16 protein-coding genes are annotated in these 16,123 nt (G+C 73.8%); 10 read left to right on the top strand and 6 right to left on the bottom strand.

Going from position 1 to position 16,123, the window contains the following annotated elements; genetic code table 11:
- Positions 1-11: 11 nt before the first annotated feature.
- Positions 12-218 (bottom strand): DUF5999 family protein, encoded by a 207-nt coding sequence (locus tag IQ279_RS26315; RefSeq protein ID WP_206351823.1) that lies wholly within the window; start codon positions 216-218, stop codon positions 12-14.
- A 321-nt stretch (positions 219-539) separates the two neighbouring features.
- The gene (locus tag IQ279_RS26310; RefSeq protein ID WP_206351822.1) at positions 540-1,130 is read right to left on the bottom strand and encodes a hypothetical protein; all 591 of its coding nucleotides are present in this window, start codon (positions 1,128-1,130) and stop codon (positions 540-542) included.
- Positions 1,131-1,670: 540 nt separating this feature from the next.
- Between IQ279_RS26310 and IQ279_RS26305 the strand changes: the two genes are divergently transcribed.
- On the top strand, positions 1,671-3,167 hold the full coding sequence (locus IQ279_RS26305; RefSeq protein ID WP_206351821.1) for a glutamate-cysteine ligase family protein: 1,497 nt from the start codon (positions 1,671-1,673) through the stop codon (positions 3,165-3,167).
- Between the two features lie 235 nt (positions 3,168-3,402).
- Entirely contained in the window at positions 3,403-4,176 is a 774-nt protein-coding gene (locus IQ279_RS26300; RefSeq protein ID WP_206351836.1) for a CPBP family intramembrane glutamic endopeptidase, read from the top strand.
- 67 nt (positions 4,177-4,243) lie between these two features.
- Here the strand turns inward: IQ279_RS26300 and IQ279_RS26295 are convergent, their stop codons facing one another.
- On the bottom strand, positions 4,244-5,074 hold the full coding sequence (locus tag IQ279_RS26295; protein ID WP_206351820.1) for a PhzF family phenazine biosynthesis protein: 831 nt from the start codon (positions 5,072-5,074) through the stop codon (positions 4,244-4,246).
- A 297-nt stretch (positions 5,075-5,371) separates the two neighbouring features.
- Between IQ279_RS26295 and selA the strand changes: the two genes are divergently transcribed.
- The 6 genes from selA (at position 5,372) to IQ279_RS26265 (ending at position 11,141) form a co-directional block, all read left to right on the top strand.
- Entirely contained in the window at positions 5,372-6,763 is a 1,392-nt protein-coding gene (selA, locus tag IQ279_RS26290; protein WP_206351819.1) for an L-seryl-tRNA(Sec) selenium transferase, read from the top strand.
- 8 nt (positions 6,764-6,771) lie between these two features.
- Positions 6,772-8,589 (top strand): selenocysteine-specific translation elongation factor, encoded by a 1,818-nt coding sequence (gene selB / locus IQ279_RS26285; protein ID WP_206351835.1) that lies wholly within the window; start codon positions 6,772-6,774, stop codon positions 8,587-8,589.
- Between the two features lie 78 nt (positions 8,590-8,667).
- On the top strand, positions 8,668-9,108 hold the full coding sequence (locus IQ279_RS26280) for a hypothetical protein (protein ID WP_206351818.1): 441 nt from the start codon (positions 8,668-8,670) through the stop codon (positions 9,106-9,108).
- A gap of 100 nt (positions 9,109-9,208) precedes the next feature.
- A complete protein-coding gene (locus IQ279_RS26275; protein WP_241028789.1) occupies positions 9,209-9,769 on the top strand; it encodes a DoxX family protein in 561 nt (186 codons plus the stop codon).
- Between the two features lie 206 nt (positions 9,770-9,975).
- Positions 9,976-10,743, top strand: a complete 768-nt coding sequence (locus IQ279_RS26270) for an SDR family NAD(P)-dependent oxidoreductase (RefSeq protein ID WP_206351817.1) — start codon at positions 9,976-9,978, stop codon at positions 10,741-10,743.
- 26 nt (positions 10,744-10,769) lie between these two features.
- On the top strand, positions 10,770-11,141 hold the full coding sequence (locus tag IQ279_RS26265; RefSeq protein WP_206351833.1) for a MerR family transcriptional regulator: 372 nt from the start codon (positions 10,770-10,772) through the stop codon (positions 11,139-11,141).
- 235 nt (positions 11,142-11,376) lie between these two features.
- Here the strand turns inward: IQ279_RS26265 and IQ279_RS26260 are convergent, their stop codons facing one another.
- The 3 genes from IQ279_RS26260 to IQ279_RS26250 form a co-directional block, all read right to left on the bottom strand.
- Positions 11,377-11,952, bottom strand: a complete 576-nt coding sequence (locus IQ279_RS26260; protein ID WP_206351816.1) for a TetR/AcrR family transcriptional regulator — start codon at positions 11,950-11,952, stop codon at positions 11,377-11,379.
- 175 nt (positions 11,953-12,127) lie between these two features.
- Positions 12,128-13,519 carry an amidase gene (locus IQ279_RS26255; protein WP_206351815.1) on the bottom strand — a complete coding sequence of 464 codons (1,392 nt, stop codon included), beginning with the start codon at positions 13,517-13,519 and terminating at the stop codon, positions 12,128-12,130.
- Positions 13,506-13,715 (bottom strand): hypothetical protein, encoded by a 210-nt coding sequence (locus tag IQ279_RS26250; RefSeq protein WP_206351814.1) that lies wholly within the window; start codon positions 13,713-13,715, stop codon positions 13,506-13,508. Before IQ279_RS26250 ends, IQ279_RS26255 begins: the two co-directional genes overlap by 14 nt.
- 125 nt (positions 13,716-13,840) lie before the next feature.
- Here IQ279_RS26250 and IQ279_RS26245 point away from each other — a divergent pair, with 125 nt between their 5' ends.
- Both IQ279_RS26245 and IQ279_RS26240 read left to right on the top strand, forming a co-directional pair.
- Positions 13,841-15,100 carry an MFS transporter gene (locus tag IQ279_RS26245; RefSeq protein ID WP_206351813.1) on the top strand — a complete coding sequence of 420 codons (1,260 nt, stop codon included), beginning with the start codon at positions 13,841-13,843 and terminating at the stop codon, positions 15,098-15,100.
- A gap of 22 nt (positions 15,101-15,122) precedes the next feature.
- On the top strand, positions 15,123-16,019 hold the full coding sequence (locus IQ279_RS26240; RefSeq protein WP_206351812.1) for an MBL fold metallo-hydrolase: 897 nt from the start codon (positions 15,123-15,125) through the stop codon (positions 16,017-16,019).
- The last annotated feature ends 104 nt before the right edge of the window (positions 16,020-16,123 follow it).

Here is a 16,123-nt window from a genome sequence, read left to right as displayed (position 1 = left end):
GCCCTCCGCCGTCAGGCGGCGGTGGTGACGTGTCCGGAGCGGAGCGGCCGGTGCGGCGCGATGACCTGCCCGTCGGGCAGCAGTTCGCCGGTGTCCTCGAAGAGCAGGACACCGTTGCACAGCAGGCTCCAGCCCTGCTCCGGGTGGTGCGCCACGAGATGGGCGGCCTCCCGGTCGGCGGAGTCGGCTGACGGGCAGGGCGGCTGGTGCTGACACATGGTGGAGTTCTCTCGCTGCGATGTGGTGGTGCCTTGGCTGGATGTGTGGTTCATGACCGCCCCCGTGTCTTCTGGTCGATCCCCCAGTGTTGTCCCGCGGCCGGAATTCCGCAGGGATTTCGCCGCGGCTGTCCCCGCGTTCTGACGACGCGCCCTTCCCGAGGGCGGTCGCCCGGGCCAGAACCATCCGTTCGGGTGATACCGGAGTCGTGGACGACCGGCATCCGGGAGGGCGGAAGCGACAGTGGTGCCCCGCGGCCGGCCGGCCGCGGGGCACCACTGTCGCTGTCCGGGCCCGTCACCGGGCCGTGCCACCGGGGATCAGGCGGGTGTGCCCAGCAGGGGCGGGGGCGCCAGCCGCCGGGTCAGCAGCGGTAGCAGGCCGTCGACGCGGTGCGGCCGGTGCGCCGCGATCCCGGGCGGGGCAGGGGCGAGCGGCACCAGCAGGTCCGCCGGGGCGGGCGAGCCGTCGGCGGCGTCGGCCTCCGTGTCGCCGTGCAGCCACAGCGTCAGCATGTAGAGCTCCGGCACCGACAGCAGACGCGGCTGGTACGCCGCCGGCAGCGTCTCGGCGCGGCGCAGGGCGGTCTCGGCCGAGGCGACGAACGGCCCCTCGCAGAAGTGCGAGAACGTCCAGCCGTCCGCGGTGAGCACCGCGTCGGCGGCACCCACCACACCGTGCGCGTCCCGCAGCAGGAAGCGCCAGCCCGCCAGCCTGGTGCGGGGCGGCCCCGCCGACGCGGTGATCCCGTTCAGCACGTGGAGCGGCAGGGAGAGGTCCGGACGCACCGGGCCCGTCCGGGCCCGGAGGCCGGGAGGGGCGGCGTCGCCTCGGAGGCCGCCGGGGGAACCGAGGGCCGCGTGCACACTGCGCAGAGCGGGTGCCGGGGCCGGTTGGACACGCAGGGGCATGGTGGGTCGCCTCTCGATCGGAGACACGGTGGTGCTCAGCTGCTGGCGCGGACGGCGCTGTCGGCGTAGGGAAGGGCCGTGGAGAAGGCCGTGAAGAAACCTGGAAGGGAGTGAGACGGCGGATGCGCGCCCATCGTCGGGTCGCGTCTCAGCCGCTTTCGTGGAGTTTATACGAGAGTTGTTCGGCCGGTGTTTCGGCTAGCTGTCCCGAATGTTACCGGCAAGAGGTCATCCGGACATTTACCTGCGGTGTTTCATCTGCGAGTTTCCGGGAGTCCGACCGCTGACCTGGAAAGCGACTGACTATGCGGTCGTCCGTATCTTTTCGCTATTCCTCGCGAACGAGGCCCGCAGGCCGGACATCAGCGGGCGGATGTCGGTTGGGCCGAGGGCGGTGAGGTATCTCTGGCGTATGACGTGGGAATGTGCCCCGCGAAAGCCTGAGTCCAGCTTACCGGACCCTCACTGTCGCATGAGGCGTTATCTCTCGCATCCGCGGGGCATCATCCGGTCACGGTTCACTCGAGGAGGGACACGTCGATGGGCGAGAAGGTCGAGGCCGGCGGGTTCGCCCTGTCCGACCGCCGGCGGTACCGGGACAAGCTCCAGCGGTGTCTCCAGGGGCTGCGGCGGCTGCTGGACGAGCAGCGCTTCGACCGTCCCCGCGATCTCATGGGACTGGAGATCGAGCTGAACCTCGCGGACGCAGAGGGGATGCCGCGGATGATGAACGCCCAGGTGCTGGAGCGGATAGCGAGCCGGGATTTCCAGACGGAATTGGGTCAGTTCAACCTCGAGGTGAACATCCTTCCGCACCGGCTCTCCGGGCGTGTGCTGGACCAGCTCGCCGAGGAGCTGCGCACCGGTCTGGCCTATGCCGACCGCAAAGCCGCCGAGGTCGATGCGCGTATTGTGATGATCGGTATTCTGCCGACTCTCACGGGAGACGACCTGGTGTCGGCGAACCTCACCGCGGCGGACCGCTACACCCTGCTGAACGACCAGATCATGACCGCCCGGGGCGAGGAGGTGGTCCTGGACATCGAGGGCGTGGAACATCTGAGGTACGCCTCGTCCTCCATCGCTCCGGAGGCCGCCTGCACCTCCGTGCAACTCCATCTGCAGGTCACCCCCGGCCGCTTCGCCGATGTGTGGAACGCCGCCCAGGCCGTCTCGGCCGTTCAGGTCGCCGTCGGCGCCAACTCCCCCTTCCTCTTCGGCCGCGAGCTGTGGCGGGAGTCCCGCCCACCGCTCTTCCTCCAGGCCACCGACACCAGGCAGCCGGAGCTGATCGCCCAGGGAGTGCGGCCGCGGACCTGGTTCGGCGAGCGGTGGATCTCCTCGGCGTACGAGCTGTTCGAGGAGAACGGCCGCTACTTCCCGCCGCTGCTGCCCGTCTGCGAGGACGAGGAACCGCTGGAGGTGCTGGACGCGGGCGGCGTCCCCTCACTGGCCGAGATGACGCTGCTCAACGGCACGATCTACCGCTGGAACCGGCCCGTGTACGGCATCGCCGACGGAGTGCCGCACCTGCGGGTGGAGAACCGGGTGCTGCCCGCCGGCCCCACCGTCACCGACGTGCTGGCCAACACCGCCCTCTACTACGGTCTGGTGCGCACGCTGGCCGACGACCCGCGCCCGGTGTGGAACCGGATGCCGTTCTCCGCCGCCGCCGAGAACTTCGACGCCGCCTGCCGCCACGGCATGGACGCCAGGCTGTGGTGGCCCCGCCCCGGCCGCGGCGGAGAGCTGTCGGCCGTGCCCGTGGACCGGCTGGTGCTGGAGGAGCTGCTGCCGATGGCGGCCCGGGGCCTGGACGTCTGGGGCATCGAGCCCGGTGACCGGGACCGCTATCTGTCGGTCATCGAGGAGCGCTGCCGCCGCCGGGTCAACGGGGCGTCCTGGCAGGCCGAGGCCTACCACCGGGCCCTGGAGGGCGGACTGGACCGGGAGAAGGCGCTGGCGGCGACGGTGCGGCGCTACTGCGAGCTGGTGCGCGCCGGGGAACCGGTGCACGGCTGGCCGGCCGGCCCGTAGACCGGAAAGGCCTGCGGGCCTCACACCTTCCGCGCCTGCCCCGCCTCCCGCCCTTTCCCGGGCCCGCCGCCGGGGTGCGGGAGCGATGGGGCAGGCTGTGTCGTTCCACGTCCGGAACGGACGAACGGCGAAGCAGGAGGTGCGAGTGCGAGCGGGCGTGCGCGACGAGGAGGACAGGCCGGGGCGCGGGCGGGAGCTGAAGCCGGGAAGCGGGGGCGGTGCGCCCGAGCGGCGGATGCTGGGCCGCGAGACGCTGCTCGTGCTGGCTCTGTCGCTGGGCGCGAGCGCCGTGTCGGCGCTCATCAGCTTCGTCGGATCGCTGACCAGGCCCGGCGGCCTGAAGGACCAGGCGGCCCGGCTCAACAGCTCGTACGCCCCCGACCGGCCCTGGCTGGACCTGGCCTGGCAGTTGTTCGGCATCACCACCGCCCTGGTCCCGGTCCTGCTCGTCGCCCACCTCCTGACGCGCGAGGGACCGGACAGACCCGCCGGCGGCGCCGGAAGCGGGCCGGGGCTGGGCGGAATCGGCTTCGATCCGCACCGCCCCTGGTCCGACCTGGGCCGGGGCGCGGTGGTCGCGGCGGGGATCGGGGGCAGCGGTCTGCTGCTCTATCTGGGCGCGCGGGCGAGCGGCTTCAACCTCACGGTGGTACCCGAGTCACTGCCCGAGGTGTGGTGGAAGATCCCGGTGCTGATCGCCTCGGCGATCCAGAACTCCGTGGTGGAGGAGGTCATCGTCGTCGGCTATCTGCTGCGCAGGCTCGACCGGCTGGGCTGGAGCCCGGTGGCGGCGCTGGCGGCCAGCTCGCTGCTGCGCGGGACGTACCACCTCTACCAGGGGGTCGGCGGGTTCGTCGGCAACGTGGTGATGGGCGTGATCTTCGTCTGGCTGTACCGGCGGTGGGGGCGGGTCGGGCCGCTGGTCGCCGCGCACGCCCTGATCGACATCGTGGCGTTCGTCGGATACGCGCTGCTGGCGGGCCGGGTGGGCTGGCTGCCCACGGGCTGACGGCCCACCCGGCCCGCCTCCCACCGACGGTGCGGAGGCGGGCCGGTACGGAGACGGGCGCACCGTGTCACGGCCCGGCGAGCAGCTCCCCGTCGATGACGGTCACGGCGTCGCCGGTCAGCAGGGTGCGGTCACCGCGCACGGTGGTGCGCACCAGGCCGGTGCGGGCCGAAGCCTGGAGTCCGGTGAGGGACTCCCGGCCCAGCCGGCCCGACCACAGGGGCGCGAGCGCGGTGTGGGCGCTGCCGGTGACCGGGTCCTCGTCGATGCCGACGGCCGGACCGAAGAAGCGCGAAACGTAGTCGTACGCGCCCCGCCCCCCGCCGTCTTCCGAGGCCTGGGCGGTGACGATGACACCCCGGTGACCCAGCCGCGCCACGGCGGTGAGGTCGGGGGTCAGGGTGCGGACGGTCTTCTCGTCGGCCAGCTCGACCAGCAGATCGCCGACGTTGGGACCGGTGTCGTGGGCGGAGAGCACATCGGCGCCCAGGGCCGCGCGGACGTCCTCGCCCACGGGGAGCTCGGTGAGCGGGGCGGTGGGGAAGTCCAGGGTGATCGAGCCGTCGGCGGCCGTCTCGGCGGTGAGGATGCCGCTGCGGGTGGCGAAGCGGATGGTGCGGGCGGCCGCGCCGGCGGAGCGCAGCACGTGGGCGGTGGCGAGCGTGGCGTGGCCGCAGAGGTTGACCTCGGTGACCGGGGTGAACCAGCGCAGCGCCCAGTCGGCCTCGGAGCTCTCGGGCAGCGGGCGGGCGTAGGCGGTCTCGGAGAGGTTGACCTCGGCGGCGAGTTTCTGGAGCCGGTCGTCGCCCGGGAACGGCCCGGAGTCCAGGAGCACGACGGCGGCCGGGTTGCCCGCGAAGGGCCGGTCGGTGAAGGCGTCGACGATACGAATCCTCATGATCGGCAGCCTAGAAGGCCCGGGCGGCACCGGCCACGGCCAATGGCGGTCGGGTGGCCCGGAAGGAGCCCGGACGGTGAGGACTGACCGGAGCGGGCGCGGGCACGAGCCAGAACGCGGCGCACGGCGGTGCGGCACCACGGTGCCGGGCCGCCGCGCGCCTATCCTGGCCGACGCCCCGCCACGCCGGCGGCCGCCCCCGCCCGTCAGCGGCCGCGCCGGACGGGCGGACGGCACCGGACCGGAGGCGGACGGCCGGGCCCCTACCCGTACCGTGTCCCACCAGGAGGCCACCGGATGGACCGCGACACCGCGACGGCGGACGCACGGACGGCGGATGCGCAGGCGGCGAGGACGCCCCCGGCCGACGTGCGGCGCCGGCTCCCCCGTACGGACGCGGTGCTCGCCGACCCCCGGCTGGCCGGGGCCGCACGGCGCCTGGGCCGCGCCCTGGTGAAGTCCGAGGTGGTCCGGGCCCTGGAGCGCGCCCGGGCCGGCGAGATCCCCCCGGAGACCGTCGCCGACACCGCGGCCGGAGCACTGCCCCCGACGGCCGGAGGACTGCGGCCGGTGGTCAACGCCACCGGCGTGCTGCTCCACACCAACCTGGGCCGGGCCCCGCTGTCGCGGGCCGCCCGGGAGGCGGTGGACGCCGCCTGCGGCCCCACCGACGTGGAACTCGACCTGGCCACCGGCGCCCGCTCCCGGCGCGGGGCCTCCGCCCTGGACGCCCTGTGCGAGGCGGTGCCGCACGCCGAGGCCGCACACGTGGTGGGCAACGGCGCGGCAGCCCTCGTCCTGGCCGCGACCGCGCTCGCGGCGGGGAAGGAGATCGTCGTCAGCCGGGGCGAGATGGTCGAGATCGGCGACGGCTTCCGCCTGCCCGACCTGCTGGTGTCCACCGGCGCCCGGCTGCGCGAGGTCGGCACCACCAACCGCACCTCGGCCGGGGACTACGCGGCGGCCATCGGCCCGGACACCGGCTTCGTGCTGAAGGTCCACCCCTCCAACTTCCGCATCACCGGCTTCACCCGCTCGGCCTCCGTGGCCGAACTGGCCCGCGTCTGCCCCCCCGGCGTCCCCGTCGTCGCCGACATCGGCTCCGGGCTGCTGCGCCCCGAACCGGTGCTGCCGAACGAGCCGGACGCCTCCGGCTGGCTGCGCGCGGGCGCCTCCCTGGTCACCGCCAGCGGCGACAAGCTGCTCGGCGGACCGCAGTGCGGCCTGCTCCTGGGCCGGGCCGGCCTGGTGCGGCGCCTGGCCCGCCACCCCCTGGCCCGCGCGCTGCGCGTGGACAAGCTGACGCTGGCGGCACTTCAGGCCACGGTGCGCGGCCCCGCCACTCCCGTCCACACCATGCTCCACGCCGGTGCGGAGGGCCTGCGGGCACGCGCCGAGCACCTCGCCGCCGAACTGCGCGGCACGGACGTGGACGCACGCGCCGTGGACAGCGAGGCCGCCGTCGGCGGGGGAGGAGCGCCCGGCGTCACCCTGCCCAGCGCGGCCGTGTCGCTGCCCGAGGAGTACGCCGGGCCCCTGCGGACGGGCGGGCCCGCCGTCCTGGGACGGGTGGAGGGCGGGCGGTGCCTGATCGACCTGCGCACCGTCCCGCCGGAGCGGGACGCCGATGTGGCGGAGGCGGTGCGGCGGGCGGCGAAGGCCGCCGCGAACGGCCGGGGAGAGGAGTGAGCGCGGACGTGCACGTCATCGCCACCGCCGGTCACGTCGACCACGGCAAGTCCACCCTCGTCCGCGCGCTGACCGGCATGGAGCCCGACCGCTGGGAGGAGGAGCGCCGCCGCGGCCTCACCCTCGACCTGGGCTTCGTGTGGACGTCCCTGCCCGGCGCCGGACGGATCGCCTTCGTCGACGTGCCCGGCCACGAGAGGCTGGTCGGCAACATGCTGGCCGGGATCGGGCCCGTACCGGCCGTCCTGATCGCCGTCGCCGCCGACCAGGGCTGGCAGCCGCAGTCCGAGGAGCATCTGGCCGTCCTGGACGCGCTGCGGGTGAGGCACGGCGTGCTCGCCGTCACCCGCGCCGATCTCGCCGACCCCGGCCCGGTCCGCGACGACGCGCTCGCCAGGATCGCCGAGACCTCGCTGGGGAAGGTCGAGGCCGTGCCCGTCAGTGCCGTCACCGGCGCGGGGCTGGAGGAACTGCGCGCCGCCCTGGTCCGGATGAGCGCCGCGCTGCCCGAGCCCGACCGGGCCGCCGACGTACGGCTGTGGGTGGACCGCTCCTTCACCGTGCGCGGCCGCGGCACCGTGGTGACCGGCACGCTCGCCGCGGGCACGATCCGCACCGGCGACCGCCTCGCCCTCGCCTCCGGGGATCGGGCGGTGGTCCGCGTGCGCGGGCTGCAGTCCCTCAAGGAGGACCGCGACGAGGTGGGCGCGGTCGCCCGCGTCGCGGTCAACGTGCACGGCTCGGGAGCCGACGCGCTGCGGCGCGGCGACGCCCTGCTCACCCCCGGCCGCTGGATCACCACCGGCCTGCTGGACGTACGGCTGCACGGCGACCCGGCGGCCGACCTGCCCCGGCACCTGGTGCTGCACGCCGGCTCCGCCGCCGTCCCCGCCACCGTACGGCCGCTGGGGGAGGACACCGCCCGCCTGACCCTTGAGCGCCCGCTGCCGCTGAGGGTGGGCGACACGGCGCTGCTGCGGGACCCCGGGCGGCACCGGATCCCCGCCGGGATTACCGTGCTCGACGTCCGCCCGCCCCGGCTGGAGCGGCGCGGCGCGGGACGTGCCAGGGCACGTGAGCTGGAGAAGGCGGCCGGCGCCCCCGACGGCACCTCGGGCGGCAGGGCCCAGGTGCGGCGCCGGGGACTGGTACGGCGCACCGAACTGATGGCGATGGGGGTGCGGCCTCCCTGCGAACCCGTCGCCGGGGACTGGCTCGCCGACCCCGGCCACTGGGCAGGGCTGCGGCGCGCGCTGGTGCGGGCCGTGGAGGAGCACGCCGCCCGGCACCCGATGGACCCGGGGCTGCCCGCCGAGGCCGCCCGCCGCGCCCTCGGCCTGCCCGAACGCGCCCTCGTACGGGCTCTGGTGGACGCCGAGCCCCGGCCCTCCCTGGAACACCGCGACGGCCGGGTCTACGGCAGCGCCGCGTGCCCCCGGCTGCCGCCCCGGGTGCGCAGGGCGGTGGACGCCGTGCGCACCGAGCTGCGCGCCGCACCCTTCCGCGCCCCGGAGGCGCACCGGCTGGCGGAGCTCGGCCTCGGCCCGAACGCGATCGCCGCGGCCGCCGCCGCGGGCGAGCTGCTCCGGATCGGCGACGGGATCGTGCTGCTGCCCGGTGCCGACGACCGGGCCGCCGCACTGCTGGCCCGGCTGGAGCAGCCCTTCACCACCAGCGAGGCGCGCCGCGCCCTGGACACCACGCGCCGCGTCGTGATCCCCCTGCTGGAGCACCTGGACGCACGCGGTCTGACGGCCCGTCTGGACAACACCAGGCGGCGCTGCGAACGTCCCTTCGAACGGGCGGCCGGCGCACCGGACGGCTGACGCGCCGGCTGACGCGCCGGCCGCACCGGCCCACTACGCTCCCTGCGCGAAGCATCAGTGCGAGGAGGGGGCTTGCCGATGTCCGACCACCACTTCGGCGATCAGCGCGGCGATCAGTCCGGTGACCGGCCCGTCGACGCGATCGGCGCGCGGACCAGCACGCGCGCGCGGGGGCTCATCAACGACGGGGACCCGCGCGTGGCGGCCGTCGAACGGCAACTGGGCCCGGAGCTGGTCGAGCCGCTCCCCCCGGAGCGGCTGCGCTACCTCGCGGCCCTGGCCGTCGCCGTGTGCGACGAGCACGCCCGCCGCGGCGACCGCGCCGACCGCGGCGCCGACGACCGGTCCGTACGGCGCGAGGGGCGCACCCGCTCGGCCCGTGCGGAGCGCAGCCGTGCCACCCGTGCGCTCGCGGGCGTCCTGGCAGGGGTGTTCCTGCTTCTGCTGCTGGTCATGGCCGCCTCGGTGGTCGCCGCGGTGGCTGCCGCCGTCGTCGCCCTGTGGCGCGCGGTGCTCTGAACCCGGGCGGCGGCTGCCCCGAACGGGCCCGGGAAGTGGTGGGAGCGCGGGGGAGCGGTGAGGCTGGGGAGGGCGACCGAACCCCGAAGAGGTGATTCTCATGCCCGTGCCCCCGATCGACCGCGGCGACCTGGGACTGCTCGTCCTCAGGGCGGGCACGGGCGGTGTCCTGTTCGCGCACGGTGCCCAGAAGCTCTTCGGCTGGTTCGGCGGACACGGTCTGGAGGGCACCCGGGAGGCGATGGAGTACATGGGGTTCACGCCCGGCAGGACGAGCGCGCTCGCCGCCGGGCTGGCCGAGGCCGGCGGCGGCGCGCTGCTGGCGCTGGGCCTGGCCACGCCGGCCGCCGGGGCGGCGGTCGCGGGGACCATGACGGGGGCGGTGTCGGTCCACGCCCCGTCGGGCTTCTTCGTCACCGAGGGCGGCTACGAGTACCCGGCCTTCCTGGGCTTCGTCGCCACCTGTCTGAGCGTCACCGGCCCCGGGCGCCACTCCCTGGACCATGTGCTGGGCCACCGCCTCAACCGCCCCTGGGTGATGGCGGCCGCCTTCGCGGCGAGCACCGCGGCCGCCGCTGTCGTCCTGCGCCGCCGGGCGGGCGCGCTCGGCAGCGGACCGGAGCAGGCGACGCCTCCCGGCGCGGGCCCCGTCCCTGACTGACGGAGGCGGCAGCACTTCCGAGGGGGCGTCCGGCGCAGGGCGCGGAGCCGTTGTCAGTCGCCTGCGGAGTAGCTGACGGGTTGTGATGTGACCGAGGCACGCGCCAGAGGGGCGACGAGGCGGCGTCGCCACGCCCTGGCGACCACGGCGGTGGCCATCGCCCGTCAGACGCTGCTTGACCTTGCCGCTGGCGGCAGGGTTGCACGATGACCGGCATGAACAGCACCGCACCGCAGAGCAGCAGGATCGTCGCCGTCACCGGAGCCGGCACCGGGATCGGCCGGGCCACCGCCCGTGCCTTCGCCGCCGAGGGCGCCCACGTGGTCGCGGTCGGGCGGCGGGCCGAGCCCCTCGGGGAGACCGCGGCCGGGCACGACCGGATCACGCCGCTGGCCGCCGACATCACCGCCGAGGGCGAGCCGGACCGGATCATCCGGGCCGTGCTGGAGACACACGGCCGACTGGACGTGCTGGTCAACAACGCGGGCATCGTGCGCAGCGGCGCCCTCGGCACGCTCACGCCGGAGATGATCACAGCTCAGCTTGCCACCAACCTCGTCGCCCCCATCCTGCTGACCCAGGCCGCGCTGCCACTCCTGGAGAGGTCGGGCGGGGTGATCGTCAATATCAGTACGTCGGTGGGGCAGCGGGCCTGGCCCGGCAACTCGGTCTACGCGGCTACCAAGACCGCTCTGGAGCTGCTGACCCGCAGCTGGGCGGTCGAGCTGGCACCCCGCGGGATCCGGGTGGCGGCGGTCGCCCCCGGCGCGATCGACACCACCATCGGCGAGCACCAGGGCCTGACGCCGGAGCAAAGGGCAGCGGTGCGGGAGTGGCAGCTGGCGCACACCCCACTGGCCCGGATCGGCCGGGCCGAGGAGGTGGCCTGGGCAGTCGCCCAGCTTGCCGCGCCGGCCGCGTCGTTCGTCACCGGAGTGGTGCTCCCGGTCGACGGCGGAGCGGTCGTGGCGTGATAGGAGTGGCCCGGGAGGTGGGACGGGTGCGGATCGGTGAGCTGGCCGGGGCGACCGGGACAACCGCCCGTGCGCTGCGGCACTACGAGCAGGCCGGACTGATCTCCTCGCAGCGGGCCCCCAACGGCTACCGCGTCTACGACGAGCGGGCGGTGGTGCGGGTCCGCAATATCCGCTATCTGCTGGCCGCCGGGCTCACCCTGGACGACGTGCGGGTGTTCCTGCCGTGCCTGGACGGCGATGTGGCCGCCGCACCGCCCTCGGAGAAGGGACTGCGGGTCGCCTTGGAGCGGCTGGCGGTCCTCAACGAACGGATCGCCGTCCAGACCGAGGCCCGCGACCGGCTGGAAGCCGCGTTGCGACAGGCAACCGGTGGCCGGATCCGGCCAGTGGCCTGAATGAGGGAATGAGCCGTACTGATCTTCGTGGAGCCCCTGAAGCCTGGTCACGCTTCCAGGCGTGGGGAGAACCACGAGCAATGCCGGCACCCCGTAAATATCCTGATGAGCTGTGTGAGCGCGCGGTGCGCGAGGTTCGTTCGACGAGTACGAACAGGCGCACCGGGCGTAACCGGACGAAGCCTCGCAGACCGCTTGATCACGCGATCGCGGACTCCACGGAACTCGGGGCAGCTCACCCCGACGTGTTTTCGCCGGCGTCGAGGAGCTCGGCCACGAGCCGCCGGGCGTACGCGGTATCGAGTCCGGCCGGGCGGAAGAGGATGCGGTACATCATGGGGGCGACCACGCGGTCCATCGCCGTCTCGACATCGGGAGTTTTCTCCTCGCGGCCGATCGCGCGGGCGAGTATGACGTCGATCTGTTCGGCTGCGTAGGCCGAGCACTGGCCGGCGTTGCCGCCGTCCCGGTCGCCGAGCAGAGCGTCACGGATGTAGGCGCGGCCGGAGGGGGACGACATCTCGTCGAGGAACTGTTCGGCCCAGGACGTCAGGTCGGACAGCAGGTCGCCGTGGTTCTCCGGCGCCGTGTCGGGCCGTAGGCGCTCCACCGCGACGTCCGACAGCAGCTCCTGAAGGTCGCCCCAGCGGCGATAGATCGTCGAAGGGGTGACTCCGGCGCGCCGGGCGACCAGAGGGACGGTCACCGCGTCGCGGCCCTGCTCCGACAGGATTTCGCGGACAGCGGTGTGCACCGAAGCCTGGACCCGTGCACTGCGCCCGCCGGGGCGCGCCATCGGCTTGCGACTCATGACTCCACCCTAAAGCACCGATATTGCGTTTAGGAGGAGCGCGCCGGCTCGACGGCGGCGCCGGGGCCCCTTGTCGGTCTCCTCGCCGCGGGCATCCGGTCCTGATCCCGACCGGAGCCGAACGCGTACGGGCCGGGCCGGACGTTTCCTGTCCGGCCCGGCCCGTACGCCGTTCTCAGGCGGTCGGCGCGAGCGGTCGGGCGGACTGCGTCCGCTCGTAGGCGTGGCCCACCCGCAGCAGATGCCGCTCGCCGAAGGGCCGTCCGAGCAGCTGCATGCCGATCGGCATGCCCGCCGTGTCGTGGCCCACCGGGACGGACAGGGCGGGTACTCCGGTGATGTTGGCCGGGGAGGACAGACGCACGTAGGCGTCGGAGACGGCCTCGGTCGAGCCGTCGGACCAGTTGACACTCTCCTGGCCGGCCTTCACCGCGGCCATCGGGACCGCCGGGGCGGCGATCACGTCGACCTTCTCCATAATGCGGGCCCATTCCTCCCGCATGAGCGTCCGGGAGCGCTGGGCACGCAGATAGTCGCCCGCGCCCATCAGCCCACCGGCCTCCAGGAGGATGCGGACGTCCGCCTGGTACAGCTCGGGGACCGTACGCAGCGTGCCCTCGTGGTAGGCGGTGGCCTCCGGCACCATCAGCCCCCACTGGGTGGCCTGGACGTACCTGGTCATCGGGATGTCGGTCTCGACGAGATGGGCGCCGAGCGCCTCCAGCCGCGCGATGCCCCGGCGGACGGTGGTCTCCACCTCCGCGTCGACATGGTCGAAGTAGTAATTGCGCGGCACCCCGACGCGCACTCCCGCCAGGTCCGGCTCCCGTTCCGGCCGGTAGTCGACGGCGGGGGTGTCCAACGAGGCGGGGTCACGCGGGTCGTGCCCGGCGAGGACGGTCAGGACCAGGGCTGCGTCCTCGACGGTGCGGGTGACCGGTCCGACGTGGTCCAGTGACCAGGACAGCGGCGTGACGCCGTGGCGTGGCACCAGCCCGTAGGTCGGTTTGAGGCCGACGACCCCGTTCAGCGCGGCGGGAACCCGGATCGACCCGCCGGTGTCGGTACCGAGGGCGAAGGTCGCCGCCCCGGCCGCCACCGCGACGGCGGACCCGCCGCTGGAGCCTCCCGCGACCCGGCCGCGGTCCCAGGCGTTGCCGGTCTGCGGGGTGATCAGGCCGTAGGCGAACTCGTGGGTGTGGGTCTTGCCGACCAGGACGGAGCCTGCGGCCCGCAGCCGGGCGGCGACCGTGCTGTCGGTGGCGGCGCGGTGGCAGGCCCGGACCCGGGAACTGGCACTGGTGGCCGAACCGGCGACGTCGATCACGTCCTTGAGTCCGGCCGGGACGCCGTGGAGCAGCCCCCGGAACACGCCGCGGGCCGCTTCCCGCTCGGCCTCCCGCGCCGCACCGCGGGCCTGTTCCGCGGTGACCGTGACGTACGCCTCGACGTGCGGGTCCACCTGGTCGATGCGGTCGAGGACCGAGTCCACCAGCTCGACGGGGGACAGCCTGCGGGCCCGGATCTGCCGCGCGGCGTCGGCCAGGGTCAGCTCATACGGCTGCATCGTGCTTCTCCTTTCCGGCGCGGTAGGCGCCGGCGGGCGGGGTGTCCCCGCAGTCCAGCTCGCGCAGGACCGCGACGACGGAGTGGATGTGGTTGGCGGTGGCGGCGACCGCGGCGTGGCGGTCATCGGGCAGAGGAAGTCCGGCACGGGCGGCCCAGCGGGCGGCCTCGGGCGGTGTGAGTTCAGCGGAGGGCATGCGGTTTCTCCTGGTCAGGGGGCACGGCAACGAGCCCCCCGCGCTAAAAGCTAACAGTTTGCTTTAGTTCGACGGTATGTCTATGGTCGGACTAAAGCAAATACGTTGCGTTTACGGGGAGTCCCATGCCCGACGTCATGTCCGACGCGCCCGCGCGCGTCGCTCACCAGAGCACCCGCACCCGTGCGAAAAGGCGTACGCGCAAGGCTTCTTTCGCCCTCAACGTGTCGGTACTCGCGGCCCTGCTGGCCGCGTCCAGCGCCCCGACCCCGCTCTACCCTCTCTACCAGGACCAGTGGGGCCTCTCCGCGCTCGCCGTCACCGTGGTCTTCAGCGCGTACGCTCTGGCCCTGTTGCTTGCCCTGCTCACCACCGGAGCGCTCTCCGACCGCCTGGGGCGACGCCCCGTCCTGGCAGGCGCCCTGCTCATCGCGGCTGCTTCCATGGTCCTTCTGGCCTCAGCGGACGACGCGAGCTCCCTGACCATCGCCCGGGTCCTGCAAGGAGTGGCCACGGGCGCGGCCATCAGCGCCGCGGGCGCGGCGCTCCTCGACCTGGAAAACCCCCGGCGCCCGGGCCGGTCCGCCCTGGCCAACAGCGTCACCCCGGTCGCCGGCATGGCCGCCGGCGTGCTCGTCTCCACCCTGCTCGTCCGTTTCGCCCCCGCCCCCACGGTCACCGTCTACGTACTGCTGGCGGCGTTGTTCCTCGCCCAGGCGATCGCGGCCGCCTTCACCACGGAGACGGCCTACCGCCACGCGGGAGCGCTGCCGTCGCCGCGCCCGCGGGGCGACATCCCGCCCCCGGCCCGCCGCACCCTGCTGGCCGCGGGTGTCGCTGTCGGCGCCGTCTGGGCGCTGGGCGGCTTCTACTCCTCCCTCGGCCCGGCACTCGTGCACCTGGTGGCCCCCGACGCCCCGCAAGCAGCCCGCGGCATGGTCTTCTTCACCCTCAGCGCCACCGCCGCGCTCACGGTATGGGCGCTGCGGCGAAGGACGCCCCGCGCCACGGCGATCGGCGGCTGCATATCCGTCCTGCCCGCCGCGGCCCTGACCCTGAGCGGTCTGCACGGCACCGGGCTGCCCGCCGTCCACGGCGGCGCGGCACTGGCCGGCCTCGCTTTCGGCGCCGTTTCCCAGGGAGTGCTGCGCATGCTCCTCGCCCCGCTCGACGAGCGGGACCGCGCCGCGACACTGGCCGCCTACCACATCCTCAGTTACCTCTCCATGAGCCTGCCCGCCGTCGCCGCGGGCGCCGCTGCCCAGCACTACGGACTGGGAGCCACCTCACACGCCTACGCCATCACCGCGGCCCTCCTCGCCCTGGTGGCGCTCACCGCGTCACGACGCGGGGCGGCCCGCCCCGAAGCCGACCGCTCCCACTGAAGAGAACGAAGGAACCGACACGATGCACACCTCCCCCGCCGCCACCCTCGTTCCCTCCTGGACCGTGGGCGGCGTCACCGTCCACCGCGTCGACGAGGTCGCCCTGCCGCCCGCGACCGGGCCCTGGCTGCTGCCCGACGCCACCCCTGAGGTGGTGACCGCCCAGAACTGGCTGCACCCCCACTTCGCCGGCCGGGACGGGATCCTGCATATCGACAGCCACAGCTTCGCGTTCGTCGTGAACGGGCTTCGCGTTCTGGTCGACACCGGCATCGGCAACGGCAAGGAACGGGCCAACCCGGCCTGGCACAACCTGCGGACCGACTTCCTGGAGCGTCTCACCGCCGCCGGTTTCCCCCCGGACTCCGTCGACCTGGTGATCCTCACGCACCTGCACGCCGATCACGTCGGCTGGAACACACGGCAGGTGAACGGTGAATGGGTCCCCACCTTCCCCGGCGCCCGCTACCTCACCTCCCGCACCGAGCAGGAGTTCTGGGCCACATACGACATGGAGGAGGCACGCGAACAGATGTTCCGCGACTCCGTGATCCCGGTCGAACAGGCGGGTCTGCTGAGCACGGTCGACGTCCCGCACGAGGGAGCCGAGATCGCCCCCGGCCTGCGCTTGATCCCGACACCCGGTCACACCCCCGGCCACGTCGCGGTGGAATTGACCGACCGGGGGGAAACGGCGCTGATCTCCGGCGACTGCGTCCACCACCCCGTCCAGCTCGCCCACCCCTCCATCGGCGCCTGCGTCGACATCGACCCGCGGCAATCCGAGGCCACCCGCCGCAAGCTGCTCGGCTCCCTCGTCGGCACGGACACCCTCCTCCTCGGCACCCACTTCGCACCGCCCACCGCCGGCCGCGTAGTCGCCCATGGGGACGCCTTCCGGTTGGATACACCCCTGTGACCTGCGGTTTCGTCGTAAAGCAGGACCAATCGCGTACCAGCTGACACCAACGCGCGCCAACCGATACCGGCTGATGCCCTCCGAGGCCCCCGCAGGGGCCCCGG

The organism is Streptomyces verrucosisporus (assembly GCF_017114865.1).
GTDB lineage: Bacteria > Actinomycetota > Actinomycetes > Streptomycetales > Streptomycetaceae > Streptomyces > Streptomyces fenghuangensis.
This window is presented reverse-complemented; position numbering and strand designations above follow the sequence as displayed.

Bases quoted from the DNA above. Each gene is read 5' to 3' on its own strand.
- IQ279_RS26315 (WP_206351823.1), bottom strand. From the start codon at position 218: ATGTGTCAGCACCAGCCGCCCTGCCCGTCAGCCGACTCCGCCGACCGG.
- IQ279_RS26310 (WP_206351822.1), bottom strand. From the start codon at position 1,130: ATGCCCCTGCGTGTCCAACCGGCCCCGGCACCCGCTCTGCGCAGTGTG.
- IQ279_RS26305 (WP_206351821.1), top strand. From the start codon at position 1,671: ATGGGCGAGAAGGTCGAGGCCGGCGGGTTCGCCCTGTCCGACCGCCGG.
- IQ279_RS26300 (WP_206351836.1), top strand. From the start codon at position 3,403: ATGCTGGGCCGCGAGACGCTGCTCGTGCTGGCTCTGTCGCTGGGCGCG.
- IQ279_RS26295 (WP_206351820.1), bottom strand. From the start codon at position 5,074: ATGAGGATTCGTATCGTCGACGCCTTCACCGACCGGCCCTTCGCGGGC.
- selA (WP_206351819.1), top strand. From the start codon at position 5,372: ATGGACCGCGACACCGCGACGGCGGACGCACGGACGGCGGATGCGCAG.
- IQ279_RS26280 (WP_206351818.1), top strand. From the start codon at position 8,668: ATGTCCGACCACCACTTCGGCGATCAGCGCGGCGATCAGTCCGGTGAC.
- IQ279_RS26275 (WP_241028789.1), top strand. From the start codon at position 9,209: ATGCCCGTGCCCCCGATCGACCGCGGCGACCTGGGACTGCTCGTCCTC.
- IQ279_RS26270 (WP_206351817.1), top strand. From the start codon at position 9,976: ATGACCGGCATGAACAGCACCGCACCGCAGAGCAGCAGGATCGTCGCC.
- IQ279_RS26260 (WP_206351816.1), bottom strand. From the start codon at position 11,952: ATGAGTCGCAAGCCGATGGCGCGCCCCGGCGGGCGCAGTGCACGGGTC.
- IQ279_RS26255 (WP_206351815.1), bottom strand. From the start codon at position 13,519: ATGCAGCCGTATGAGCTGACCCTGGCCGACGCCGCGCGGCAGATCCGG.
- IQ279_RS26250 (WP_206351814.1), bottom strand. From the start codon at position 13,715: ATGCCCTCCGCTGAACTCACACCGCCCGAGGCCGCCCGCTGGGCCGCC.
- IQ279_RS26245 (WP_206351813.1), top strand. From the start codon at position 13,841: ATGCCCGACGTCATGTCCGACGCGCCCGCGCGCGTCGCTCACCAGAGC.
- IQ279_RS26240 (WP_206351812.1), top strand. From the start codon at position 15,123: ATGCACACCTCCCCCGCCGCCACCCTCGTTCCCTCCTGGACCGTGGGC.